General features: G+C 40.9%; 24 protein-coding genes. 10 read left to right on the forward strand and 14 right to left on the reverse strand.

Features of this window, described 5'->3' with window-relative positions; translation table 11 throughout:
• From FZF09_RS22695 to FZF09_RS19300, 5 genes are all read right to left on the reverse strand, one after another.
• Positions 1–608, reverse strand: a 608-nt coding sequence (locus FZF09_RS22695; RefSeq protein WP_199256829.1) for a UbiD family decarboxylase, incomplete at its 3' end; no start/stop codon positions are given.
• A 143-nt stretch (positions 609–751) separates the two neighbouring features.
• Positions 752–2,257: a tripartite tricarboxylate transporter permease gene (locus tag FZF09_RS19285; RefSeq protein ID WP_158738223.1), complete on the reverse strand. Its 1,506-nt coding sequence runs from the start codon at positions 2,255–2,257 to the stop codon at positions 752–754.
• Positions 2,258–2,292: 35 nt separating this feature from the next.
• Complete coding sequence (locus FZF09_RS19290; protein ID WP_158738224.1) at positions 2,293–2,763, reverse strand: tripartite tricarboxylate transporter TctB family protein; 471 nt, start codon at positions 2,761–2,763, stop codon at positions 2,293–2,295.
• 80 nt (positions 2,764–2,843) lie between these two features.
• Positions 2,844–3,899: a Bug family tripartite tricarboxylate transporter substrate binding protein gene (locus FZF09_RS19295; RefSeq protein ID WP_233269575.1), complete on the reverse strand. Its 1,056-nt coding sequence runs from the start codon at positions 3,897–3,899 to the stop codon at positions 2,844–2,846.
• A 223-nt stretch (positions 3,900–4,122) separates the two neighbouring features.
• The gene (locus FZF09_RS19300; RefSeq protein WP_158738226.1) at positions 4,123–4,683 is read right to left on the reverse strand and encodes a UbiX family flavin prenyltransferase; all 561 of its coding nucleotides are present in this window, start codon (positions 4,681–4,683) and stop codon (positions 4,123–4,125) included.
• A gap of 769 nt (positions 4,684–5,452) precedes the next feature.
• Between FZF09_RS19300 and moaA the strand changes: the two genes are divergently transcribed.
• Genes moaA through moaD form a run of 6 tightly spaced genes read left to right on the forward strand, consistent with a single transcriptional unit; the run spans position 5,453 to position 10,007 of the window.
• The gene (gene moaA / locus FZF09_RS19305) at positions 5,453–6,469 is read left to right on the forward strand and encodes a GTP 3',8-cyclase MoaA (protein ID WP_158738227.1); all 1,017 of its coding nucleotides are present in this window, start codon (positions 5,453–5,455) and stop codon (positions 6,467–6,469) included.
• A 22-nt stretch (positions 6,470–6,491) separates the two neighbouring features.
• Positions 6,492–7,520, forward strand: coding sequence for a MoeB/ThiF family adenylyltransferase (locus tag FZF09_RS19310; RefSeq protein WP_158738228.1), 1,029 nt, complete (start codon positions 6,492–6,494; stop codon positions 7,518–7,520).
• Between the two features lie 5 nt (positions 7,521–7,525).
• Complete coding sequence (locus tag FZF09_RS19315; protein ID WP_158738229.1) at positions 7,526–8,815, forward strand: molybdopterin molybdotransferase MoeA; 1,290 nt, start codon at positions 7,526–7,528, stop codon at positions 8,813–8,815.
• Positions 8,785–9,312, forward strand: coding sequence for a molybdopterin-guanine dinucleotide biosynthesis protein B (gene mobB / locus FZF09_RS19320; protein WP_233269569.1), 528 nt, complete (start codon positions 8,785–8,787; stop codon positions 9,310–9,312). The genes FZF09_RS19315 and mobB overlap by 31 nt, the downstream gene beginning before the upstream one ends.
• Positions 9,305–9,781, forward strand: coding sequence for a molybdenum cofactor biosynthesis protein MoaE (locus FZF09_RS19325; RefSeq protein WP_158738231.1), 477 nt, complete (start codon positions 9,305–9,307; stop codon positions 9,779–9,781). The genes mobB and FZF09_RS19325 overlap by 8 nt, the downstream gene beginning before the upstream one ends.
• Positions 9,774–10,007 (forward strand): molybdopterin converting factor subunit 1, encoded by a 234-nt coding sequence (gene moaD / locus FZF09_RS19330; protein ID WP_158738286.1) that lies wholly within the window; start codon positions 9,774–9,776, stop codon positions 10,005–10,007. Before FZF09_RS19325 ends, moaD begins: the two co-directional genes overlap by 8 nt.
• Positions 10,008–10,337: 330 nt before the next feature.
• On the opposite strand, the gene FZF09_RS19335 is transcribed toward moaD, so the two are convergent.
• The 3 genes from FZF09_RS19335 to FZF09_RS19345 form a co-directional block, all read right to left on the reverse strand.
• Positions 10,338–11,297 (reverse strand): glycine betaine ABC transporter substrate-binding protein, encoded by a 960-nt coding sequence (locus FZF09_RS19335; protein WP_158738232.1) that lies wholly within the window; start codon positions 11,295–11,297, stop codon positions 10,338–10,340.
• A gap of 73 nt (positions 11,298–11,370) precedes the next feature.
• Positions 11,371–12,204 carry an ABC transporter permease gene (locus FZF09_RS19340; RefSeq protein WP_158738233.1) on the reverse strand — a complete coding sequence of 278 codons (834 nt, stop codon included), beginning with the start codon at positions 12,202–12,204 and terminating at the stop codon, positions 11,371–11,373.
• Entirely contained in the window at positions 12,188–13,390 is a 1,203-nt protein-coding gene (locus FZF09_RS19345) for a quaternary amine ABC transporter ATP-binding protein (protein WP_304503073.1), read from the reverse strand. Before FZF09_RS19345 ends, FZF09_RS19340 begins: the two co-directional genes overlap by 17 nt.
• A 268-nt stretch (positions 13,391–13,658) precedes the next feature.
• Here FZF09_RS19345 and FZF09_RS19350 point away from each other — a divergent pair, with 268 nt between their 5' ends.
• From FZF09_RS19350 to FZF09_RS19360, 3 genes are all read left to right on the forward strand, one after another.
• Positions 13,659–14,210 carry a GbsR/MarR family transcriptional regulator gene (locus tag FZF09_RS19350; protein WP_158738234.1) on the forward strand — a complete coding sequence of 184 codons (552 nt, stop codon included), beginning with the start codon at positions 13,659–13,661 and terminating at the stop codon, positions 14,208–14,210.
• 46 nt (positions 14,211–14,256) lie between these two features.
• A complete protein-coding gene (locus tag FZF09_RS19355; protein ID WP_158738235.1) occupies positions 14,257–14,784 on the forward strand; it encodes a nitroreductase family protein in 528 nt (175 codons plus the stop codon).
• A gap of 495 nt (positions 14,785–15,279) precedes the next feature.
• Positions 15,280–17,175: a 5'-nucleotidase C-terminal domain-containing protein gene (locus FZF09_RS19360; protein ID WP_158738236.1), complete on the forward strand. Its 1,896-nt coding sequence runs from the start codon at positions 15,280–15,282 to the stop codon at positions 17,173–17,175.
• Positions 17,176–17,289: 114 nt separating this feature from the next.
• Here FZF09_RS19360 and FZF09_RS19365 read toward each other — a convergent pair whose 3' ends face one another.
• On the reverse strand, positions 17,290–18,243 hold the full coding sequence (locus FZF09_RS19365) for an agmatinase family protein (RefSeq protein ID WP_158738237.1): 954 nt from the start codon (positions 18,241–18,243) through the stop codon (positions 17,290–17,292).
• 193 nt (positions 18,244–18,436) lie between these two features.
• Positions 18,437–19,435, reverse strand: coding sequence for a UDP-glucose 4-epimerase GalE (gene galE / locus FZF09_RS19370; RefSeq protein ID WP_158738238.1), 999 nt, complete (start codon positions 19,433–19,435; stop codon positions 18,437–18,439).
• A gap of 482 nt (positions 19,436–19,917) precedes the next feature.
• Between galE and FZF09_RS19375 the strand changes: the two genes are divergently transcribed.
• The gene (locus FZF09_RS19375) at positions 19,918–20,919 is read left to right on the forward strand and encodes an LLM class flavin-dependent oxidoreductase (RefSeq protein ID WP_158738239.1); all 1,002 of its coding nucleotides are present in this window, start codon (positions 19,918–19,920) and stop codon (positions 20,917–20,919) included.
• A 44-nt stretch (positions 20,920–20,963) separates the two neighbouring features.
• Here the strand turns inward: FZF09_RS19375 and FZF09_RS19380 are convergent, their stop codons facing one another.
• The 4 genes from FZF09_RS19380 to FZF09_RS19395 all read right to left on the reverse strand — a co-directional run bounded on the left by FZF09_RS19380 (position 20,964) and on the right by FZF09_RS19395 (position 24,645).
• Complete coding sequence (locus FZF09_RS19380; RefSeq protein ID WP_233269570.1) at positions 20,964–22,016, reverse strand: phosphotransferase family protein; 1,053 nt, start codon at positions 22,014–22,016, stop codon at positions 20,964–20,966.
• Positions 22,017–22,058: 42 nt separating this feature from the next.
• Complete coding sequence (locus FZF09_RS19385) at positions 22,059–22,904, reverse strand: 3-hydroxybutyryl-CoA dehydrogenase (RefSeq protein ID WP_158738240.1); 846 nt, start codon at positions 22,902–22,904, stop codon at positions 22,059–22,061.
• Between the two features lie 18 nt (positions 22,905–22,922).
• Entirely contained in the window at positions 22,923–23,693 is a 771-nt protein-coding gene (locus FZF09_RS19390) for an enoyl-CoA hydratase/isomerase family protein (RefSeq protein WP_158738241.1), read from the reverse strand.
• Between the two features lie 175 nt (positions 23,694–23,868).
• The gene (locus FZF09_RS19395; RefSeq protein ID WP_158738242.1) at positions 23,869–24,645 is read right to left on the reverse strand and encodes an enoyl-CoA hydratase/isomerase family protein; all 777 of its coding nucleotides are present in this window, start codon (positions 24,643–24,645) and stop codon (positions 23,869–23,871) included.
• Positions 24,646–24,650: the final 5 nt, after the last annotated feature.

The following is a 24,650-nucleotide window of genomic DNA, read 5'->3' on the forward strand; positions in this document are numbered from 1 at the left end:
TATTTAAGCCAGTGTTGGTAAATTCCCTGTCCCATTTCAATCGATGGGTTCATGCCAAGACGTCTAGAACTTTTAATTTGGGCGCGATATGTACCCAGATTCTGAATTCCGTTTTCAGGATCTTTCGATACGTACATAGAATTAGTAGTATAAGGAGCATTATCAAAACCTGGTGTGGAAATAGGAACCGGAAGGTGTTCCAATCCTTTTCCATCTTCATCCAGTTCATCCCCTTGGTAAACGACCTCTTGACACGGAGCACTATCTACGTTAACAGGGGCAATAGGATTAGATTTAGCTTCTGCCCACTTTTCTCCTATTTTTTCAACAGGAACTCCCATCCCTAAACTGTATACTTCGCGGTTTACAGAGAGACCGCCAACCACAACCGGAATATCATATTTACGGCCGTTACTGTCTACAACATTATGAAAAACAAAAGCTTTTCTTTCAGCTTCTGGAATATTACCGCGAAATTGCCATCTTACCAGTGGATGTAATTCTGTATCTTTGTTTATTTCTTTATAGATATGGTGAACGAGCCCTCTCTCTTCAAGTTTTTTCAAATGAGTTTGAAAACTAGGATTTGTTTTTGTTGTATCCATCATACATTCTCCTTTACTAATAGAAAATAATTTAAAAATTTAATATGGTAAACAGTGCAACAAATACCCTATCGTCATTTCCCAACAGATAAGCTACTGAATGTTAATAAACAAAGGCAAGAAACATAGTCATTGCAATTCCTTTGTTATTTACTATGTGTATTTGTTAATCCCCCATCCGATTTGTTAAACAATTTCTTTATGAAACCTATAATCATTGGAGAAGCCAATATTAATATTGTTACTATTAAAATAGTTAATGGAATAGGAGTAAAAAAGATACCATAAGAGCCATCAGACATTAACAGTGCTCTACGATAATTGCTCTCAACCATACTCCCTAATACCAACCCTAAAATAAGTGGAGCAAGCGGGTACTTATATTTAACTAGTATATATCCAAGTACACCAAAGGCTATAGCAATCAACATATCCGTTACTTTATAGTTATAAGCATATGCTCCGACTAGCGCTAACGTAATAACCCCTGCTCCTAAAAGTTCATTTGGCATACTAGTTACCCTTACAAAGTGTTTCATACCAATTAATGCAACAATGAAAAAAGCAAACTGAGCTAAGAGCATACCTACAAAAACAATGTAAGAAACAGAAGAACTACTTGAAAAAAATGATGCTCCTGGTTCTAAACCGTGTAACGTAATAGCTGCTAAAAATATAGCAGAGGTAGCCCCACCTGGTAATCCAAGCGTTATTGCCGGTATTAATTCCGAAACCGTAGTGGCATTATTTGCACTTTCCGGAGCAACAACTCCTCCAACGTTTCCTTTTCCATATGATTTTGGCTTTTTGGATGACCGCTGTTCAAACATATAAGCAACAAAATTGGCAATGGAAATCCCCACTCCAGGAATAGCTCCTAAAACGACCCCAGTTATACTAGAACGGGTTAAATTGATAGGTCTTTTAAATGTTGCTATTACGCCTTCACTGACTTTACCAATACTACCTCCTATTTTGGAAATCGTACCGCCCTGACCAATCAGAACGAAGGCTTGAGAAAGGGCAAACAAACCAATTGCAGACGGTACGAAGGAGATCCCATCTTCTAAATAAATATTATCGAAAGTAAATCTCAATCCACCGCTAACCGGATCACGTCCTATAAATGATATAAGCAGACCAAATCCAGCTAACATTAACCCCTTTAAGGTATTTCCGTGTGCTGCAAATGCAACCATTGAAAGACCAAATAGAGCAAGCATAAAATATGTTGCAGGATTAAATTTAAGAGCAATACTTGCTATTAAAGGAGAAATAGTTGCTAAAGCAATAAAACCAAAAATTCCCCCAACAAGTGAAGCAGTAGCTGCAGCTCCAAGTGCCAGCCCGCCTTTACCTTGCTGTGCTAAAGGGTATCCATCAAATGTAGTTGCTACCGATCCAGGAGTTCCAGGAGCATTAATAAGAATAGCCGTGATACAGCCTCCAAATACACTTGAAGAATACAAGACGCCTAAAAATACAAGCGCAGAAGGGGGATCCATACCAAATGTCATTGGTAAAAAAAGAGCTAAAGTAAAAGCTGGGCCCAGTCCAGGTAATGATCCTAGAGTAATGCCAAGTAATGTTCCTCCTATAACAATTAGAATATATTCTATACTTAAAAACATACTAAACGCTTCAAGCCACATAAGTTATCACCTTCCTTTTCTTATAAAGTTACCAATCAAAAGAGAAGCCCTTGAGGAAAGCGAACATTCATTAACATGTAAAAACCAACCCAATATATAATAAAAAATGAAATCATAGACAAAACAACAAATTTCAACTTATTATATTTATAAAAGATTGGAATGAAAACCAAAAACACCACAGTAGAAACGAAAAACCCTAGGTTTACAATCAATAAGTAATAACCAAGAGTAAATAGTATTATCATCCAAACCGGTTTTTTAGGCTTCCTTTCTTCTTCGGTTTGTTCTTCCTCTTCATCACCTGCAACGGCTTCATTTCTTGCTTTTCTAAAATCAACCAATACTGCAATCGCTGACAAGACTGCCATAATAGAACACACCAGAATCGGAGCAAGAGCTGATTCATCTGATAAACTAGTAAAAGATAGAGTTAAAAACAGTATGGAAGCAAGAAAAATAAAAAGGTTGAAAAAGACAGGCACATAGCTCTGTTGCTGTTCCATATTAGCCCTCCTCCTGCAATTATTGCGTTCTGGGCAGCTGCCAGGAGCCGCCCAGAACCGTATAAAACTAAGAAAAATGATTATTCAGTTGAAAATCTTTCTTGAAACCCTTCAATAACTTGATATTGAGCATCTCGTTCTTCTGCAAATTCATCTGGCATTAAGATCTTTTCTTTAAACCCAGCCCGTTCTGCTGCTTCACTGAAAGAAGGATCCTCGCTTGCTTCCTTCATCGCTTCAGAAAGTGTCTCTATGACGTCTTCTGGAGTACCTGGCGGAGCCCAAAAACCATAAAGAATTTCGAATCCTAAGTCTTCGTAACCGTTTTCAACTAAAGTCTCAGCATCTGGAAAACTATCAAGTCTTTCATTAGCTGTTGTTCCAATGACGCGAACTAAACCTTCTTCCACCGGAGATTGTGCAGCAATTTCACTCGCTACCCCAAAATCAACATGTCCGCCAGCTACCTGCTGAACAGATTCACTACCTCCATCAAACGGAACATATTCGTGTTTAACACCCATTTCATCTAGGAAAATACTCCCTAAAGCAGCGTTTGTGGCTGTACCTGATCCTGATGCTTTTAAGCTCTCGGATTCTGACGCTTCAATGAGATCATCAATTGTTTCATATGGGGAGTCCTCAGGAACAATCACCACATTGGATGTGTTTCCAAACATATTAAATACCGGCTCAAAATCTAAGGTGTTAAAATCCCCCTCTTCTACTATTTCACCAATTGCCATGGAAGGGATAGGAGTTTTAAGTAAGGTATAACCATCAGGGTCTTCACCGAAAATTTGTGCCCTTGCTATGTTTCCACCTGCTCCTTCAACGTTTTCCACCACTACAGGAACATCTAATATTTCTTGCAGCGGTTCTGTTATGGACCGCGCAGCCATATCGTTACTTCCCCCAGCAGAATTACTTACTACTATAGTGATTTCTTTTTCAGGGAAAGTTCCACTCTCCTCTTCTTCCTCACCCTCTTCCTGTTCACTGCTGTTTGCTTCACTTTCTCCTTCACTTTCTGAAGTTTCACTGCTAGCAGTGTCTTCTGTTGCTTCTGAACACGCAGCAATAAGTACAAATAAGGTTAATACGATACATACCCTAAACAACACGCCTGCATTCATTTTCACTTTCAAAATACCACCCTTTCTTTTGTTTTAAAATTTTAAATAATGCATAAATAATGTATCTTCCTTACATTTAAACACCCCCTTAATAGAATGACTTTAATATTACAAATGGAATGAACATAAAGAAGTGACTAATAGAAAAAGCTTTCCAATCAGTCAGTGGCTAAATGATTTTCACACCCTAAATCACCCTTTTGAGACAGCCTCGTTTTCTGCATTACGTTTTTTGAAGCCATCTTTTCGTTAATTGATTATCTATACCGAATTGATCTAGAGTGCGTGCAACTGTATGATTAATAATGTCATCTACCGATTGAGGATGATTATAAAAGGCAGGCATTGGTGGATTAATAACAACTCCCATTTTCGACAAGCGCAGCATATTTTCAATGTGTATCTGATTCAAAGGTGCCTCACGTGGGAGAATTACTAATTTTCTATTTTCTTTTAACACTACATCAGCACTACGGCTGATTAAATTATCAGCAAGGCCAAAGCTAATAGATGCCAGCGTTTTCATACTGCAAGGAGCAATAATCATACCATCCGTAATGAATGAACCACTAGAAATAACTGCAGCTTGATTTGAAGTATTATAAATATAGGATGCTAGCCCCTTAACATAATCAACAGTATAAGTCGTTTCAATAGCAATGGTTTTTTCTGCCCACTCGCTAAGTATTAAATGGGTTTCTACTCCAGCCTGATCTAATGCTTCTAATAATCGAATGCCATAAATTGGCCCAGTAGCTCCCGAAATCCCTACTATTATTTTCATAATTGTTTTCCTCCGTTTTAATAAGATTTTTGTTACCGCTTTCAAATCAAATCAAATAACTGGTAAAAATTAATGCCATTAAATTCTCAATGACACTTTCTTTTCTTAACTTTTATAGTATATAATAAAAGTGACATAAAGGAAACATTGGTTTCTTGTGAAACAAAGTATCATGAATTAATATTAAAATAACCTATCTGAAAATTCAAGTTTTTTTATATTTTTTTTATACTTTTCGGATATTTTAATTTTGCTAAAGGATCAAAGTATATTGTCATTGGATTTGGCAGCAAGCCAAGTTTTCCTACTACTTTAGGAGAATTCTAACTTTGTTAATGGTTCAAAGTATAAGGAAAACTAGAGCTTCCGCCATTTGGATTTGGCGGCAAGCCAAGTTTTCCTAATAATAAAAATAATGCTTGCTAATTAGAAAGCTTTCATTTACAATGACTAGAAATTTAGGGGAAAATATTTCATTATGGGGAAATTTGTAAATAAGATAGGAATAGAGCAGAAAGAAAAGAAAGGGTTTACATTGTCGGGGGTGTGATCAATTTGAAATGCTGAAAACTGCCGTTTCTCGCATGCTGATCACCGATAAAATGTTCTCCTTTCCTTAACAGGACAAGTTTTTATGATAAAATGGCACCTATAGAACCTATAAATGATCAGATATATAGGTAATACATTCACCTCCGTCTTGTCATCCTAGTCTTGTATTACTAATTAATCCTCTGTATTACTAATTAATCCTCTTAGGAGGGAAATAATGAAAAGAAATGTTATCACAGACACGTTAAACCGTCCATTACGCGATTTGCGTATTTCTGTTATAGATCGCTGCAATTTTCGCTGTTCCTACTGTATGCCTAAAGAAATATTTGGCGATGATTATCCGTTCATGCCAGAAAGTGAGCTGCTTTCCTTTGAAGAAATCCTTCGTCTGGCGGAACAATTTACAAAACTAGGAGCAGAAAAAATTCGTATTACCGGTGGTGAACCGTTAATGCGAAAAAACCTCTCTCTTTTAATAAAACAATTATCCGCATTGGAAGGAATCCATGATATTGGTTTAACGACAAACGGTGTATACTTGGTTAAACAGGCAAAAACCTTAAAGGAAGCCGGTTTGCATAGAGTAAATGTCAGTCTTGATGCAATTGAGGAAAAGATTTTTCAGACCATGAACGGCAGGAATGTAAAACCGAAAGCAGTTTTAAATGGTATCGATGCTGCTTTGTCAGCCGGCCTTAAGGTAAAAGTAAACATGGTCGTAAAAAAAGGAGTCAATGACGGACAAATCCGTCCTCTGGCAGAATATTGCAAAGCTAGAGGCATCACTCTCCGTTTTATTGAATATATGGATGTCGGTCAAACGAACGGCTGGAACTTTTCTGATGTGGTAACCAAAAAAGAAATTTATGAAAAGCTGACTGATATTGCCCCATTAATTCCAGTAGAAAAAGCTTATTTTGGAGAAGTGGCGTCAAGGTACCGTTATAAAGACAGTGATGTGGAAGTTGGGTTTATCTCTTCTGTCTCTGATGCGTTTTGTTCGAGCTGTACGCGGGCACGTATTTCAGCAGACGGGAAACTCTACACTTGTCTGTTTGCCGAATCAGGCCATGATTTACGAGCTTTCCTTAGAAACGGTGCCTCTACAGAAGAATTGGAACACTACCTGACTTCGATCTGGTCCAGCCGCAGCGACAGATATTCTGAGGAAAGAACAGAAGAAACCGTGAAAAAACGAAAGAAAATTGAGATGTCTTATATAGGCGGATAGACAAATAAGGAGGAAAGGACCGATGGATACTCGTTACTCAAGACAAGAACTTTTCTCCGGAATCGGAAAAGAAGGTCAAAAACGGCTCCAGGAAAAACATGTGCTCGTTCTTGGAGCCGGCGCCCTTGGAAGCGCGAGTGCAGAGACGCTCGTTCGGGCTGGTGTCGGCACCCTTACGATAATAGACAGAGATTTTGTCGAATGGAGTAATCTTCACAGGCAGCAATTATACACCGAAGCCGATGCTGAACATAATCACCCAAAAGCTATCGCAGCCAAAGAACGGCTGCAAAGTATTAATAAAGACACAACGGTAAAAGCATATGTACTCGACGCCAAAGCCGATAATCTGAAAAAATTAGTTCAAGACGCCGATGTAGTTATTGATGGAAGCGATAACTTTGATATTCGTTTCATTATAAATGACCTTTCGCAGAAATACCGTGTTCCGTGGATTTTTGGTGCTTTTGCAGGAAGTTTTGGAATGTCATATACATTTCTTCCCGAAAAGACCCCTTGCCTGCAATGCATTCTTTCCACCATCCCTAGCAGCAGTATGAGCTGTGAAACGTCCGGCATCATTGCTCCTGCCGTTCAGATGACATCCGCTCATCAAACGACCGAAGCATTAAAAATACTTACGAATCAAGAAGAGTCATTACGCGGGACATTGCTGTTGTTTGATGTATGGAACACCCAGCAGCAATCAATCCGCACCGACAAGATAAAGAAAACAGACTGCCCTTCCTGCGGCAAAGAGAGAACCTATCCATACCTAGTCCACGAACAAGATACCAAGCTTGAGGTATTGTGCGGACGAAATACCGTCCAAATCCGGCCATCGGAGAAAAAAGAATACGATTTTAACACGCTTGCCAGTGAACTCAAACAACATGGAAACGTTCGAAAAAACAGTTATATTTTAATATGCACATTAAGTGACTGCAGACTCGCCATTTTTCAAGATGGACGCGTACTTATCCATGGGACGAAAGAAATTGACAAAGCCAAACATTTATATCACCGCTTTATTGCAAAAGAAAAGGAGTAGAGAGCATGGTAGAAAAACGAACCCCCCTCCCGGTTGCTGAAGCTGTAGAACGAGTGATGAATTATAAAAAAAGACAAGAAAAAGAATGGGTTCCGCTAGAAAAAGCACATGGCCGTTTTTTGGCTGAAGATTTAAAAGCCGATCATGACGTGCCATCATTTGACCGCTCTCCTTATGACGGATTTGCTGTTATTGCCGAAGATACAGCCGAGGCATCCCAGGAAAACCCAGCAGTTCTCGAAGTGATCGGTAAAATCGGCGCCGGCTCTGTATTTAAAAATGAAGTCAAACGAGGACAAGCCGTGCGGATAATGACCGGAGCCCAAATTCCTGACAGCTGCAATGCTGTCGTTATGCTAGAACTTGTTAAAGAGAAAAAAGATAATAATAACAACTATATTGAGATCAAACGGTCTTTTAAAGCCGGAGACAATATATCCTTTCAAGGTGAAGATACGAAAGCAGGAGCATCTCTCATCGATAAAGGTACCTGTATTACACCGGGCATCAGTGCATTACTTGCTACATTTGGATATGATAAAGTCCCGGCTGCCAAAAAACCTGTTATTGGTATCATTGCTACAGGAAGTGAACTTTTAGAAGTCAAGGAGCCTCTGCAGCCAGGGAAAATACGTAACAGTAATGCCTATATGATAATGGCTCAAATTGAAAAAGCAGGTGCAGAACCGAAATATTTTGGCAAATTCAGTGATGATTTTGATGATTGTCTGCGTGCAGTTCAAGACGCCTTGACGGAAGTAGATTTATTAATAACGACAGGCGGTGTATCTGTCGGTGATTATGACTACATGCCTGCTATTTTAAAAGAATTAAATGCCTCGGTGTTATTTAATAAAGTAGGTATGCGTCCGGGCAGCGTTACCACCATTGCTGCTATGGAAGACAAGCTTATTTACGGTTTATCTGGAAATCCATCTGCCTGCTATGTCGGCTTTGAGCTTTTTGTTCGTCCGATTGTCCGCCATTCTTTATTTACTAATAAACCCCATTTAAGAAAATCTAAAGCGGTATTGGGCGCGAGCTTTCCGAAGCCTAACCCGTTCACACGCTTTGTTCGTGCCAAACTGTTCGATGAGGACGGTCAGTATCAAGCGGTTCCAGCTGGACTTGATAAATCAGGTTCTGTCACTTCTCTTGCTGAAGCGTCTGCTTTAATTGTTCTTCCTGGAGGTACACGCGGGTATGAAAAAGGAATGATAGTGGACATTTTACTGATCGACGATGAGCAAGGAAGTGAATGGCCATGGGCCAATATTGTCCCGTCTTACAAATAATTGGTTACGAGAACAGCGGAAAAACAACGTTAATGGAAAAGTTAATAAAAAAAAGCAGTTGCAGGGGCCTTCAAGCAGCTTCCGTAAAACATCATGGCCACGGCGGAGAGCCAGCAACGGAGAAGAACGATAAAGACAGCTCCCGCCACCAGCAGGCTGGGGCCTTCCTTTCCTCTGTAGAAGGAAGCGGGATGCTGCATCTGCAAGCTTCAACCCATCAGTGGGGCCTAGAGGAAATTATTGAATTATATTATCATTTTCACCCTGATATTATTTTTGTAGAAGGCTACAAAAATGCCGCTTATCCAAAAGTAGTACTATTGCGTAATCAAGAAGATGAACACCTTCTAGACCAGTGCACAAATGTGATTTGTGCTATTTCTCATTATAAAAACACGGGTGAGCAAAAACGCCTGCCGGTGCCACATTTCTTTTTGCAAGACGATGTCGAATATATTGATTATATTTTTCAAAAGGTGAGAAAACAAGATGAATAAAGAGAAACGTTTTGAAGTAACGGACCACCCAATATCAACAGAAAATGTTATTCAGAAAGTGACACGTCGTGAGTGCGGAGCTATTACTACATTTATCGGAACGGTTCGTGAATTTACTGATGGCAAACGAACTCTTCGCTTAGAGTACCAGGCGTATAAAGATATGGCCGAAAAAATGCTGGCGCAAATTGATAAAGAAGTGCAAGAAAAATGGCCGGATGCAAGGAGTGCGATTACCCATCGCACAGGAACGTTAGATATTTCCGATGCAGCTGTCGTCATTGCGGTGTCATCTCCTCACCGAAAAACAGCATATGAAGCAAATGAATATATTATTGAGCGCATAAAACAGATTGTCCCTATTTGGAAAAAAGAGTATTGGGATGATGGATCAGCCTGGATAGGTGATCAGTTAGAAAAAACCCCGTATCCAAAAGGAAAACCCCCGAAAGGAGCAAATGATGATTAAAATATTATTTTTTGCCCGGTTGCAAGAAGAAATCGGTAAAGACAGTTTGAATATTGAAAAAGCTGGCTTAACCGTCGATCAGTTAAAGCAGTGGCTGGAAAAAGAGCACGGTTTGCAATCTCTTGATCAAACCATGGCTGCAGTGAATGAAGATTATGCTGATGGATCGGAAGTGCTTAAAGAAGGAGATACTGTTGCATTGATCCCGCCAGTGAGCGGCGGATGAGATCTAGTACGCCCATTGAAGAAGGTATGGAGATCCTTTCTCCATGCCTTCTTTTTTGCACTTTAGAAAGTTTAACTTTGTTAAAGGTTCAAAGTATAAGCGCCATAGGACTCGGAGACAAGTCGAGTTCTAGGATTGCAGGAAACAGCGGCGATGGTGATTGATAGAAAGCATCATAGGGGGGTAATTTCCAGTCAATTTCCAACACTATCCGAATTTGCCGATTTACTCGCCGTTTTGAACCAAATACTAGCCAAAAACGTCGTTTTACTCGCCAATGCTGCTTATAAAAAAAGAACCACCCCAAAGCTGGAGTGGTTCAGAAAAATTTTATTGAAGATCTTCGATGGAATCAGCTTCCACGTATTCTGGTACAACTAGACCGATTTTTGCACCTTCTAGGTTTGCACCAAGATCTTCGAATTCTCCCTCATAGTCGTTGTAATATTGTTCGTGTGTTGCTGGGAGCCATGCTGCTACCATTGCATCTGCTTCATCTTCGGCAACTGCACCAAACATAATCGGTGCTTCCATTGAATTTGTCTCGACTTCATACCCAAGATCAGACAATACAGTTGCCACGACATTGGTAGAAGCAATTTCAGAATCCCAAGCTACAAATGCGAAAGTGATTTGTTCACCATCTACTTCTTCGACACCTTCTGTCCATTCGGAAACCATGTCTTCATTTTCATCTACCCAAGCACGGGCAGCCTCTTCTGGTTCGGTTCCTTCATTAACTTCGAGCATGACTTCTTCCATATCCTCGCCTTCCCAATAGAAGTTATCGAGAACCTGATAAGCTTCCGGCATATCCGCTTCCAAATCGCTTCTTACAAGGGTATGAATGTCTTCTGCTTCACCAAAAGACCCTTCAGGATCTTCGAGATATTTCAAGTCATGAACGGCAAACTTCCAATGCGGGTTCCAGCCTGTTACGATAATAGGCTCTTCATTGGCAATTGCATCATCTAACGCACTGGTCATAGCAGCCGAAGAACTTGGCTGTACGCTCCAGTCTTCTAATTCATAATCTTCAATAGCTTGCTCTGCTGCTGCCATAACACCTGCACCAGCATCAATTCCAGTAATGGTGTAATCTACTTCTTCTCCGATATTGCCTGCTGCTTCTTCTTCGTTACTTCCTTCATCTGCACCGTTTTCTTCTGTTTCTTCTGGTGCCTCTCCTTCTGTGGTATCTTCTTCGTCTTCCTCTGCCCCGCATGCTGCAAGTACAAGAGACAAGGAAAGCCCTGCAGCTATACCTGCTCTTTTCCAAGTCTTCATCATGATTGACCCACTCCTTATAAAAATATTATATATGTTTACTCTTGTTCTTTTTATAAAACAAGAGATAAACGCCTTATTTGTCCTTGCTTAAGCTTTGCGTTAAGCGATCAAGAATAATAGCGAGAATAACGATGGCAAAACCGGCTTCAAAGCCTCCGCCTGCATCATTACGGCCAACCGCATAATAAACGGCTGTTCCAAGACCGCCTGCTCCGATCATCGAAGCAATGACAACCATCGATAAAGCGAGCATAATTGTCTGGTTAATCCCAGCCATGATGGTCACCTTCGCCATTGGAAGCTGTACTTTAAACAGCTTTTGACTAGCAGTAGAACCAAATGCATCTGCTGCTTCTATCGCTTCGGTAGATACTTGACGAATCCCCAAATTCGTCAACCGGATCGTCGGCGGCATAGCAAAAATAACAGAAGCGACTACACCCGGTACTTCCCCTATACCAAAGAAAGCAACCGCCGGAATTAAGTATACAAATGCGGGCATCGTCTGCATAAAATCAAGTACTGGTTTAATAATGTTTTCTACGATATCGTTTTTCGCCATCCAAATCCCAAATGGAACACCCACAACTACAGAAATTAAGGAAGCAGATATCACAATCGCAAGCGTCAATACCATGTCTTCCCAATACCCCATATTATCAATGAGAAAAAGTCCAAGAAACACAAAGAATGTAAGCCCTGTTTTTCTCCCTGCAAACCAAAACGTAAGGGCACTAATTAAAACAATTAAAATCCATGAAGGTAAAAAACCAATTGTCGCTGCTAAGCTTTCAATGATGGCATCAATTAATCCCGTTAATGTATCAAACAAGAAATCAGCGTTTTTTAACCAATCAACAAACGCATCTATCCAGTCGGCTAACGGTAGTCTAGGAAGGAAGTCCATCTTGTTCCACCTCACTTCCGGACAATGCCGCTATGACCGTGCCACGAACGACAACGCCTTTTAATTTTCCTTCTTCAACAACAGCTACCGGTACATTTGTATAGGTAAGCAAGTTCATAATGTCTCTTAGTACCGTATCTTTTGCTGCAGTCGGAACATCGGTCTGAATAATTTCTTTTATGTTGTCTTTTCCTTCCTTCACCAAGCGGGATACATCATCTGCATGGATAATGCCTTTTAACTTTCTGTCCCTATTGGTAACATAAATGCTGGAAATTTTTGCATCTCTCATCCGCTGCAATGCAACTCGCGGTCCTTCTTTATCCATGTTCACAGATTCCGCACGCGACATCACGTTTTCTACCGTGAAAACTTTTGAACGGTCTACATCTTCTACGAATTTTTCTACGTATTCATTTTCTGGATTCGTGAGAATTTCTTCAGGGGTACCGATCTGAACGATGGCCCCATCTTTCATGATGGTAATACGATCTCCTATGCGGAGAGCTTCATCCAAGTCATGGGTAATAAACACGATCGTTTTTTTCATTTTCGTTTGCAAATCGAGCAGTTCATCCTGCATATCTTTACGAATAAGCGGATCAAGTGCGGAAAATGCTTCATCCATTAATAAGATGTCCGGATCATTTGCAAGCGCTCTAGCCAATCCAACACGCTGCTGCATTCCTCCAGACAACTCGTCAGGATACATATTTTCATAGCCTTTTAGACCAACCAGTTCAAGCGCGTTAAATGCTTTTTGTCTTCTTTCTTCTCTATCTTCTCCTTGAACTTCAAGTCCGTATTCTACGTTGCTGAGTACAGTTCGGAAAGGAAACAACCCAAATTTTTGGAAAACCATACTCATTTTCTTGCGGCGGGCTTCTCGCAATGTTTTGTCATCCATAGTAGACAAGTCTTCTCCGTCTACCCAGACATTCCCGGAAGTAGGATTAATCAAACGGTTTAATAAACGAACGAGGGTTGATTTCCCGCTTCCTGAAAGCCCCATAATAACAAAAATTTCTCCATCTTCAACGGAAAAAGAAGCACGGTTAACCCCCACCGTATTTCCTGTTTCTCTTAAAATGTCGTCTTTGCTTTTATTTTGCTCAAGCAGCTCTAGTGCCTTTTTTGGCTTTTTACCAAAAACTTTCGTAAGGCCGTCAACTTTTAACTTGGCCACCCCTATACACCTCATTTAATCGATTTGCGTTCAAATAAATTACTTTCCTCACTATACGGGAATAGGGAAAAAGTAGCAAATCTTATTTATCGTTAATACAGTTTGTTTGAATCGTAAAGTTTAAACTGTATGAAATTTATTTGCTTATATCTATTAATGTCTTCCTATTTCGACATATTTCCTGTTTTTCTTTCACTTTTACTATCTTCTCTTATTTCTGTTAGACTTTTTTCAACTGGACTAAAAGCAGGAAAGGAGGTTTTGATTAATGGATGAATCCAATAAAAAGAACTCATATGAGTGGGAAAAGCTTCAAAATACAAGACACCATTTTATCTCGGTCATGGCACAAAATATGGGTCTGTACGGCATTTCAGAAACGAATGGGAGATTATACGGAACCGTGTTATTTTCCGAAGCACCAATGACGTTAGACAGCATGAGCAAGGCTCTTGAGATGAGCAAAACGAGTATGAGCACCGGTGTTCGTGCCTTGAGTGATGCATGTATGCTGTCGAGGGTCTGGGAAAAAGGCGTGCGTAAAGATTTGTATCAAACCGAGGATGATTGGTATAAATCTTTTATTTCTGTGTTTGTGAACCGCTGGCGAGAAGCAACTGATAATAACCATAATGCCGCCTTAGAAGCGATTGACGAGTTGAAGGAAATAAACAAACAAACCGATGATGTTTCGTTACAAGAACAAATAGAAACGGATATTAACAAACTTCAACAAGCTGTTAAATATTACAGTTGGCTCGATGAAGTGATTGCTCTTTTTGAAAACGGAGATATTTTTCAAATTGTTGAACAAAAATGATATGATGGTAGTATGTTCCAATTCTGATGAGAAAGGGCGGTTTAGAATGGATTACAAAGATATTATTCGAAACCGGCGTGAAATCACAAGCTACCTGGACAAAAACATTCCGGATAAAGTGATGAAAGAATTATTGGACGCTGCTGTGCTTGCGCCTTCTGGCAATAATTTACCGTCTCGTGAATTTATTGTGGTGCAAAACAAGGATATGCTTCAACATTTGGAAGGTGCAAGCCCATTTATACCGTGGATGAATGAGGTAAAAGGTGCGATCGTCGTAACGGGCAGGCCCGATATTAGTAAATACTGGCTTCAGGATGCTTCGATTGCTTGCAGCTTCATTTGGCTTGCTGCTGTAGACAACGGACTTGGTTCGGCGTTTGGAGCCATTTATCATGCGCAGGATCAAGAAGAATCAAGAAAAAGAGAGGGATATGTCCGTAAAGCATTATCCATTCCTGATGACAGGCGTATCGTCGCTATTTTAGGATTAGGATACCCTGCTGAGCATCCAGGACAAAAAAAGCCGCCAGAACATAGTGAACTTGTCCATTATGGAATTTTTAATCAATGATTTCCTATTATGATAAGGAGCTGCCACCATTACGACAGAGAGTGGATAGCTCCCTATATTAGAGGAAGTACAAATAGTTTCCATGCGACGTTCCGATTGAACAGCCGATAAAAGAGCGACCACACGCCATTTCTATAAAGACTGTTCTTACAAAAGACATTATCTCTAGCTTTTGGAAGCTCACCCTGGCTTTTTCCTTCACTGACGATCTCTAAGGAAAATAAAGCAAACAGCGATATTATTACCCAATCACAAAAGCACCAAGAATAGATATATCTTTTCTTATCGAATCTATCACCTTTGCCTGCGATTGGCTCTTTATCTAACCTCCCCCATTGCATTCTTTTCTCGATGTGACCAGATAATTTAATTAAGACAATATTCCTAATTCTTTTTTACACCAAGATAATTTCCGGATTCCAAATTATTCCTTTCAAAACCCATCCTTTTTTCCTAAAATAAACATTGATTGGAAAATTTTACAGGAGGGATTGCATGGGTAATAAGAGGACCATCGGCTGGTGTGCTGCTGCACTATTATCAATTTTACCAATAAGCGAGGCATCAGCGGCAGAAGAGATTTCTCGTGATGAGTTCATCAAAGAACTAATGGACACGATGGATGTCCCTGTCGACAGTTGGGAAGTGGAAGAAACACATTTCAACGATGTCGACGAGGAGTTTGCTCCATATGCAGAAGCTGCGTTAGAACTAGGCATTACAAACGGCTGGACAGAAAAAGAATTTGGAACGGAGAAATCAGTTACTGGCAGCCAGGCCCTGCTCCTTTCGCTGCGCGCTCTTCAATTGGAAAACGCAAATAACATGTACGACAGTGCTATTAAAAATGGAAAACATCGTGGTAAAGCTGCTCAGCTAGGTCTTCTGCAAAACTATGAAAGTGGGCCGTTTCGCCCTAACCATCCTATTACTGAAGAACAAATGGACGAGCTGTTTGATCGATATGAAAACAATTTTGAGAGACTAACTTTTGTACATACCAACGATGTACATGGACGTCTTGCTGCCGATGAAGAAAACGGAGAAATGGGTTTAGCTAAAATTGCAACGATTGCAGACAAGATAGAAAATGAAAGTAAAAGTAGTCTAGTAGTAGATCTTGGTGATGCTTTTCACGGAACAAATGTCGTGAATTTCAATGAAGGCGAAGCGGCAGCAGACATAATGAATGAAATCGGGTATGACGCCTTAACTGCCGGAAACCATGATTTCAATTACGGATATGAACGATTGCTGGAATTAGATGATAGGACTGATTTTCCTGTGTTAAGCGGCAATGTCGTTTACACAGAATCCGGGGAGGAATTTTTAACTTCCACTCATCAAGTAAAGGTTTTGGATAAAACAATTGCGCTCGTAGGGCTAACTGCAGCAGATACGCCTATAAGCACGCATCCTGACAATGTAGATGGATTAACATTTGAAGACGAGGTTGATGCTGCCCATGAGCTCGTTGAGGAAGCCGAAAAAGAGGCTGATCATGTTGTTCTTTTAACCCATAACGGTTACTCCGTCGATCAGGAAATTGCAGAAAAAGTGGACGGAATTGACTTAATCCTGGGTGGACACAGTCATACGAGGATAGAGTCACCTGAAAAACATGGAGATACTTTTATTTCTCAAGCTTATGAACACAGTAAAGCAGCCGGTATCACTCATATGGTTTTTCATAATAATGAACTCCTAACCGTAAATGGGCATCTCATACGTGATCATGAAGAATTAGAGCCAGATCCTGAAGTCGAGCAAACTATATCAACCTATGAAAAGGAAGTAGAGGAGCAGTTAAGTGAAGTAATTGGTACGATTGATACAACGCTTGATGGAACACGAGAATTAGTGCGTACCCAGGAAACCAACCTTGGCAACCTCGTGACAGATGCCATGCGGGAGATGACAGATGCTGATATAGCTATTACAAATGGCGGAGGAATCCGTGATAATATGGAAGCAGGTGATGTGACGCTTCAAGATGTGCTGACTGCTTTTCCATTCCCAAATACAGTAGTTGCCATTGAATTGACCGGTGAGCAAATTATAGAAGCCATTGAACACGGCATTAGAATGTATCCAGAACAGAACGGAGGTTTTCCGCATATATCTGGAGCTCAGTTTACGTTTGACCCTTCACAAGAACCAGGAGCTAGAATTCAAGAGTTCACTATAAATGGTGAAACTCTCGATGAACATGAAACGTATGTGGCAGCGACCAACGACTTTTTGGCAGCAGGTGGTGACGGCTATGAAAGCTTCACTGAGGGAGAAACCATCTTTGAATCCGGCGAAGTACTTAGTGATGTAATCAGTGAGTATATTACAGCTGGAAAGACTATTCCAGAAGTAGATGGACGTATTATTTCCCTTGACTAATAGAACCGGAAAAAGGGTGTCCTTACGTTACTAAAGGGCACCCTTCTTTTAGAATCTCCGCGTCCAGTACTATACATAGTTCCAACGGAGACATGAATCTAAACATTTAAAAACTTAACCCTGTTGGTTTTTCACTACACCGGCAAGAGCATACAACACGATCGTGGAAGCCAGATGAGCAGAAAACTGGTTAAGATCGGTTTCCGGATAGACTTCGACAAAATCCATACCGATAATTCCTTTTTTGCCGAATTCGTGCACCAGCGTCAGCAATTCATAGGAAGTAAGACCATTCGCATCAGGCGGGCCGCCTGGATTAAAAGCAAAGTCCAAAATGTCGCTGCAGATGGATAAATAAACAACATCTACATCCTGACTTGCTTTTTGGTAAATCTCATCGGCCATTTTGTAGATATCGCTGCATTCACGGATATCTCTTACTGTAATGGTTACAGCACCTGCCTCGTTGGCAAATTTGCCGCTTTCCGGTTTGTTTCTAGGGCCGTGAATACCAGTATGAATCAAGCTTTCGTTACGTACACCGTCCAGCTCATACAAACGGGCAAACGGTGTGTTTCTTGCATATTTATCGTCTCCAAACGTTTTTGCATTGTCGTAATGCGCGTCAAGATGAATGATGCCGACTTTTTTGCCCTGTTCTTCCACCAGTCCCTTAATAATAGGGTATGTAATGCTATGGTCACCACCTAACCCGATTGGAAACACAGACGGGTTATTCCAAATATTTTTTCGTGTGAACGAGGTAATATGATCCATCGTTTCTTCAGGGCTGTTCCAGTTAATCATAATGTCGCCTAAGTCACCGAGTTTTATATGCTCGAATACATCGACAGCATCGAGTTCAGGCAAAAACCCGGAATAGCGGCCTGACGCAAGTCGCATTGATTTCGGCCCCATTTCACAGCTCGTATAATTTCCCCACGTCACGCCGCCTTCCCACGGCACACCGTACACTACGGCATCTACTTCATTCAGTTCTTTTTTATCATATATCTTTTTACCATTTAAAAAACATGGTGTATTTCCATAAACAAATTCTTCAGCCATTTACATTGTCTCCCTTCCATACAGGAAATTTTTAAGCTGATTTGCTAGAAAATTTTACCGTATAATTAGGGATGCGTCAATTTAAGCAGGTGCGGCCTTGCTGGGTGGCGTTATTGATTGCAGGCTGTATACCTGTCTTCCCCACCAGTCATACCCCGCTTCCTGCCTGCTAACGCCAGTGCTTCTACCCAATTCATAGCAGCCGGTCTCCATATCCTTGAGGATTTAAGTTGTGCCAATTCCAGGCATCGTTAATGATCGTGTAAATATCGGTGCGTATTGGCTCCCAGCCAAGCACTTTTTTTGCTTTTTCAGAAGAAACAATCAATCTGGCTGGATCCCCTGCTCTGCGTTCACCGGAAGTAACAGTAATTTGTTTTCCTGTAACTGCACGAGCAGCTTCAATTATTTCTTTGATAGAAAAGCCCTCACTGCTTCCAAGGTTAAAAACATCACTATGCCCACCCTTTTTTAGATAAGTCAGGGCCTTAAGGTGGGCAGCAATTACGTCTTCTACGTGTATATAATCCCGTATACACGTGCCATCCGCAGTCGGATAATCCTCTCCAAATACAGTAACGGCTTCGCGCTTACCCATTGCTGCTTCTAAAATAATCGGAACAAGATGAGTTTCCGGGCGGTGGTCTTCTCCTATCAACCCACCCGGTCTTGCTCCTGCTGCATTAAAATAACGAAACGACACATACCGAAGTCCATGGGCTTTTTCACACCATTTCATCATTTTTTCTATTGCACAATTTGTTTCTCCATAAGGAGTTTCCGGATTAGCTGGCGCTTCCTCTGTAATCGGCACCTCTTCTGATACTCCATACACAGCTGCCGTCGAGGAAAATACAATTTTTTTCACGTTTGCTTCTATCATTGTTTCAAGCAGCACCTGAGTGCCATGTACATTATTGTCATAATACTGAAGTGGACTTTCTATCGACTCACCGACAAGAGAATGAGCAGCAAACATCATTACCTGCCGAATACGTTTTCGTTTAAAAACATTTCTCATAAACGTACGATCACGAACGTCACCTTTGTAAAACACCGCGCCTCTTGGCAGGGCTTCACGATGACCGGTTTGTAAATTATCTACGACTACAGGCTGTTTTCCCCGCTCTAGTAATTGATGTACAGCATGTGAACCAACATAGCCGGCTCCTCCTACTACAAGAACACTCATGTAAGAACTTACCTCCCCGATCCATTCTTTTTCTCCGTCTCCATTTACTTAATAAACTGCCTAGTCAATTTCCTTTTTGAAAAGATAGATCCTCCAGCGAAAACGTCTCCCCCTTTTTCCGGTAAGTTTTCGAACTACATTTTTAATCTCGTTTGGTCTTTTCGGTAATACGTGCGGATTTATTGTAGCAGTGCTTGGAAAAACATATGTCGAGTCAACTCCACTTTATTGATTCTAATACGTACTTCGATCATATTAATGATTTAGTAAAAAGTAAAATTTTTATGTATTCTTAGTGAAAATATTGAAAAAACGTCAGGATGCGGAACAGAGAAGTAAACCAAATAAATGTACAAAAAGTCAATTAGGAAAAGTTTAGTTTTCTAAACGAATTAAAATGCAAACACTTTGCTTTTTTCTTGTTATCTCTTCCATAATAAGCACAGACTAAGACATGAATTGACGTGAAAGGAGATTGTCTTTTGAAATTAAGCATCCTTGATCAGTCCCCCATTTCAAAAGGATCTACGGCCCGTGAGGCGTTACTGCAAACAAAACAGCTAGCCCAAACAGCGGAAAAATTGGGGTATTCAAGATTTTGGGTGGCAGAACATCATAGTACAAGCGGGCTCGCCAGCACCTCCCCCGAAGTGTTAATTTCTCACTTAGCTTCAAGCACCAATCATATTCGTATTGGTTCAGGCGGTGTGCTGCTGCCGCAATACAGTCCTTATAAAGTAGCGGAGAATTTTAAACTGCTAGAAGCACTGTTCCCTGGCCGAATAGACCTTGGTGTCGGACGTTCTCCAGGAGGCAGTGAAACGATAAGGCTCGCTCTCACTGATGGAAAAAAGAAAAACTTAATTGAATTTCCAAGACAGCTTGCAGATTTGCAAGGTTTTTTAGATGACAATTTACCAAATGAGCACCCTTACGGAACGATAAAAACAGCACCAGCAATTGATACCCTCCCCCAATCCTGGGTCCTTGGGCTTTCTAGACGTGCAGCTAAACATGCTGCGAAAAACAGTACTGGTTTCACGTACGGCCATTTTATAAACCCGGAGTACGGCCAAGAAGCAGCAGAAAAATACTTATCATGTTTTCAGCCTACGCAGCGTATGCCGCATCCTAGAATAAACGCCTGTGTATTTGTTATCTGCGCAAAAACGCAGCAAGAAGCTGAAGAATTAGCGCTTAGCCAGGACTTGTGGCTTTTGGCAGTTGAAAAAGGCAGGAGCACCCAAATTGTTTCGGTAGAAGAAGCCAAAAACACCCCTCTTACCTTTGAGGAAAAAGCACGAATACAAGAAAACCGAAAACGCGCAGTCATCGGCTCACCTGACTACGTAAAAAAAGAGCTTCACCACTTGGGTGAGCTCTATCAAACCGATGAAATGATGGTCATTACAAATATTTTTGATTTTCATAAAAAAGTCCGTTCTTATGAATTGTTAGCGGAAGTATTCGATTTACAGTCTTAGTTAAATTGATCCAACAACGCTATTTTAGAAGGAATTGGCTCCACTTAAACGATGCGGCGGCGTCTTGCCTGTTCAGCCATTTCCAATAAGTTGGCAATACTTGTATTTAACGTGCTGAATCTGCTGTCTTCTATTTCTCCTATTTTCCAGCGGTGATAGAGCTGCTGGAGAATGCCAGCTAGTTTATAAAAACCAAAGGCCGTATAATAATGAATATCCGATAAATCACGGCCGCTAATATTTGCATATTCCTCTAAAAATTCTCTCCTGCTGTAAAACCCTGATTGATCGGTAACCCTGGAAATGCCTATGTCAGGGTCATCGGATTCCGCCCAGTAAGCAATAGTTGAACCTAAATCCGTAAAAGGATCACCGATGGTGGAAAGCTCCCAGTCTAGAATGCCTTGAGTTTTCCCCGGATCAGCTGCATCTAACACCATATTATTCAATTTAAAATCATTGTGAACAATCGTTGTTTCTCTTTCAGGAGGAAGATGATCGATAAGCCACTGCTCAAGATCTTTCACTTGAGGCTTATCCTCCGTATCTGCTCTTTCATACCGTTTGATCCAGCCATGGACCTGCCGCTCTAAATACCCTTTTGGTTTTCCGAGGTCTTGTAAATCAGCTTCTTTATAGTCAATAGATTGAAGCGATGCGAGCGTATGAATGACATTTGTTGAAATAAGCTGTCCTGCGTTTTCTTTATCCTTATATTCAGCAGGCAGTTCATCATCCACCACAACGCCTTCCTTTTTTTCCATCACATAAAAATGTTTATCCATCACTTCTGGATCATCACAATAGAAGTAGGGCTTTGGAGCAAGCGGGAAAACGGGATGGACTTTTGTTAAAATACGGTGCTCTCTCTTCATATCGTGAGCCTTCGGAGGAACATAACCAAACGGCGGCCGCCTTAACACGGCTTCCCAATCACCAATACGCAGCAAATACGTTAAATTAGAGTAACCTTCCGAAAATTGCTTGACCTTCATATTGGCTTTTGGAAGATCTGGCATTTCAGAACGAAGATAATGTTCAACTTTTTCCCAATTAATCGTTTCCTGCCGGCTGTTGTTTATGCTTTGTTCGCTCAAATGATCCCACCTAACCTTGCAAAATATTGTGCATTTTACGTATTACCTGTATGAATAAAATCCTTCTCCTGTTTTTCGTCCCAAACGACCCGCTCTTACGTATTTTTTCAAGAGAGGAGCTGGTCTGTATTTTGAATCGTTCGTTTCGGTATACAGCGTTTCAATGACTAACAGGGTTGTATCAAGCCCGATCAAATCAGCTAGTGCTAACGGTCCGATTGGATGACTTGCTCCAAGTTTCATTCCTTCATCAATGTCTTCTGCGCTTGCAACGCCTTCCCCGAGTACAAATATGGCTTCATTAATCATAGGAACGAGAATTCGGTTTACAGCAAATAATGGGGCATCTTCTACAGAAATGGCCGTCTTATTAAATTCTTTTACAAGACGATGGGCGGTTTCAAACGTTTCATCCGATGTTTGTTCACCTCGAACCACTTCTACCAGCGGCATTACCGGAACCGGGTTAAAAAAGTGTGTGCCAATAACCTGGCTGCTTCGGCTTACCGCGCCGGCCATTTCCGTTACGCTAAGTCCAGAGGTATTAGACGCGAAAATCGCTGATGGTTTACAAACTTGGTCTAATTTTGAAAATAATTCTTTTTTAGGTTCGATCTTTTCAATGATGGCCTCAATAACGACATCTGCTTCTTTTACATCTTCTATGTGTAAGGTAGCTGTAATCCGGTTTCTGATAGCGTCTGCAGTGGATTGATCTATTTTTTCTTTTTCGACGTTTCTCCGCAGGGTTTTTTCTATTCGGTTGAGACCGTTGTTTAGGCCTTTTTCATTAATATCACAGAGCAAAACGTTGTATCCGGCTTCTGATGCTACTTGGGCAATGCCATTTCCCATCGTTCCTGCTCCTACTACTGCAATGGTATTCATATGAACAAAAACTCCTTTCTACTTGCCGACAAATTCTGGTTTACGCTTTTCCATAAATGCTTGAACGCCTTCTTGTTTATCTTTTGATTCGCATAGTTCACCAAATAACTCACTTTCAAGGGCCTGCCCGAGTTCGACAGATTGTTCGATGCCTTCATTGACAGCTCTTTTTGCTTTAGCAAGTGCTAATGGACTTTTTTGAGTCATTTTTTCTGCCAGCTCTTCCGCTTTTTCTAACGATGTGCCCGCAGCTGCTAAATGTTCCACTGCTCCAAGCCGGAACGCTTCCTGTGCGGTGATTGTTTCGCCTGAAAAGATCAGTTCTTTCGCTTTGCCAGTACCGATTAAACGAGCAAAACGCTGCGTTCCTCCATAACCTGGAATAATGCCAAGACCTGTTTCTGGAAATCCCACTTTTGCTCGTTCATCTGCTATTCTCACATCACATGCAAGCGCTAGTTCCAATCCGCCTCCAAGCGCCATTCCATTCATCGCACACAGCACTGGAAATGGAGCATTGGCAAACTTATCTAATACCCTTTTACCTTTATTTACTAAATTAACTCCGGTTTGCTTATTAAGAGATGGAAACTGGCTAATATCTGCACCTGCTGCAAAAGCTTTCTCTCCAGCTGCTGTCACTATTACCACTCGCGTTTTTTGGGCGCAAAGCACTTCTTCTACAGCGTCATCCAATTCGGACAGCAGCGGGTCGGTCAGCACATTAACCGGGGGATTTTGAAGCGTAATGATCGCAAGAGAATCCTTCCACTGAAGATCAATATACATACAATTCCTCCTTCTCCCCTGTTTTTATTTCATTCAGGTTATTTTAAAAAACTCGGTTTTCCGCCGCGCTCTTATGACGAATGGGGTAGTTTTATTACTAATAAAGCTCCTAACACTAACACCATCACTTACATCTGTTTTGATGCTTTCATCCTTCTCCTCCTAAATAAAGCTTCTACTTCCCATTAAAAGCAGGTTTGCGCTTATTTAAAAAAGCCTCGACCCCTTCTGCGTGATCTTCCGATTGTAAAAGGAGCGTCTGGGCGTTTATTTCTTGCTGAAGCGCTGCATCCGTAGAAAGCTCTTTGGCATGATTCAATAATTTTTTCTCGTACACTTGACTAAGCGGAGAACCTTTTGTAATCAACTCTGAAAACGTTTCAGCTGCTTTTATAACGTCCGCATCTGTTAGACGGTTGATTACTCCTTTTTCATACAGTTCTTCTGCTGAAAGTGCTCGGCCTGTTGCAATCCATTCTTTGGCAAGCTGCAGCGGCACCCGATCTGTTAAAAATTTGGTCAAACCTAAATCAGGAATTAATCCAATATTCGTAAAACTGCTCACAAATTTAGCATTTTTTTCTGATATGAGGAAATCACAAGCTAAAGCTAAACTAAAACCAGCCCCGGCTGCAAAACCATTCACCGCCGCAATTACATATTTATTAGACTCCACTATTGTTTTAGTAAATTGAGAGGCCTTTTTCATCCAGCTTGTTATTTCTCCTGGGCCATTTAATGCTTGCATCGTGGCAATATCTCCTCCTGCAGAAAAGGCCGGCCCAGCGCCTGATATAATAATTATCTTTACATCTGGGTTATTCTCGAATTCTTTAAGTGCCTGCGTGGATTGTTCGATCAGCTCCGTGGATAAAGCATTACGTTTGTTTGGCCGATTGAAAATAAGATGACCTATGCCGTTGCTGATCTCTGATTTGATTGGATTTTCCATGCCAT

This window comes from Alteribacillus sp. YIM 98480 (assembly GCF_009765375.1).
Taxonomy (GTDB): domain Bacteria; phylum Bacillota; class Bacilli; order Bacillales; family Marinococcaceae; genus Alteribacillus.

What these genes read in the sequence shown, in the direction of transcription:
- FZF09_RS19285 (WP_158738223.1), bottom strand. Translation starts at nt 2,257, where the DNA reads ATGTGGCTTGAAGCGTTTAGTATGTTTTTAAGTATAGAATATATTCTA.
- FZF09_RS19290 (WP_158738224.1), bottom strand. Translation starts at nt 2,763, where the DNA reads ATGGAACAGCAACAGAGCTATGTGCCTGTCTTTTTCAACCTTTTTATT.
- FZF09_RS19295 (WP_233269575.1), bottom strand. Translation starts at nt 3,899, where the DNA reads ATGAATGCAGGCGTGTTGTTTAGGGTATGTATCGTATTAACCTTATTT.
- FZF09_RS19300 (WP_158738226.1), bottom strand. Translation starts at nt 4,683, where the DNA reads ATGAAAATAATAGTAGGGATTTCGGGAGCTACTGGGCCAATTTATGGC.
- moaA (WP_158738227.1), top strand. Translation starts at nt 5,453, where the DNA reads ATGAAAAGAAATGTTATCACAGACACGTTAAACCGTCCATTACGCGAT.
- FZF09_RS19310 (WP_158738228.1), top strand. Translation starts at nt 6,492, where the DNA reads ATGGATACTCGTTACTCAAGACAAGAACTTTTCTCCGGAATCGGAAAA.
- FZF09_RS19315 (WP_158738229.1), top strand. Translation starts at nt 7,526, where the DNA reads ATGGTAGAAAAACGAACCCCCCTCCCGGTTGCTGAAGCTGTAGAACGA.
- mobB (WP_233269569.1), top strand. Translation starts at nt 8,785, where the DNA reads ATGGGCCAATATTGTCCCGTCTTACAAATAATTGGTTACGAGAACAGC.
- FZF09_RS19325 (WP_158738231.1), top strand. Translation starts at nt 9,305, where the DNA reads ATGAATAAAGAGAAACGTTTTGAAGTAACGGACCACCCAATATCAACA.
- moaD (WP_158738286.1), top strand. Translation starts at nt 9,774, where the DNA reads ATGATTAAAATATTATTTTTTGCCCGGTTGCAAGAAGAAATCGGTAAA.
- FZF09_RS19335 (WP_158738232.1), bottom strand. Translation starts at nt 11,297, where the DNA reads ATGATGAAGACTTGGAAAAGAGCAGGTATAGCTGCAGGGCTTTCCTTG.
- FZF09_RS19340 (WP_158738233.1), bottom strand. Translation starts at nt 12,204, where the DNA reads ATGGACTTCCTTCCTAGACTACCGTTAGCCGACTGGATAGATGCGTTT.
- FZF09_RS19350 (WP_158738234.1), top strand. Translation starts at nt 13,659, where the DNA reads ATGGATGAATCCAATAAAAAGAACTCATATGAGTGGGAAAAGCTTCAA.
- FZF09_RS19355 (WP_158738235.1), top strand. Translation starts at nt 14,257, where the DNA reads ATGGATTACAAAGATATTATTCGAAACCGGCGTGAAATCACAAGCTAC.
- FZF09_RS19360 (WP_158738236.1), top strand. Translation starts at nt 15,280, where the DNA reads ATGGGTAATAAGAGGACCATCGGCTGGTGTGCTGCTGCACTATTATCA.
- FZF09_RS19365 (WP_158738237.1), bottom strand. Translation starts at nt 18,243, where the DNA reads ATGGCTGAAGAATTTGTTTATGGAAATACACCATGTTTTTTAAATGGT.
- galE (WP_158738238.1), bottom strand. Translation starts at nt 19,435, where the DNA reads ATGAGTGTTCTTGTAGTAGGAGGAGCCGGCTATGTTGGTTCACATGCT.
- FZF09_RS19385 (WP_158738240.1), bottom strand. Translation starts at nt 22,904, where the DNA reads ATGAATACCATTGCAGTAGTAGGAGCAGGAACGATGGGAAATGGCATT.
- FZF09_RS19390 (WP_158738241.1), bottom strand. Translation starts at nt 23,693, where the DNA reads ATGTATATTGATCTTCAGTGGAAGGATTCTCTTGCGATCATTACGCTT.
- FZF09_RS19395 (WP_158738242.1), bottom strand. Translation starts at nt 24,645, where the DNA reads ATGGAAAATCCAATCAAATCAGAGATCAGCAACGGCATAGGTCATCTT.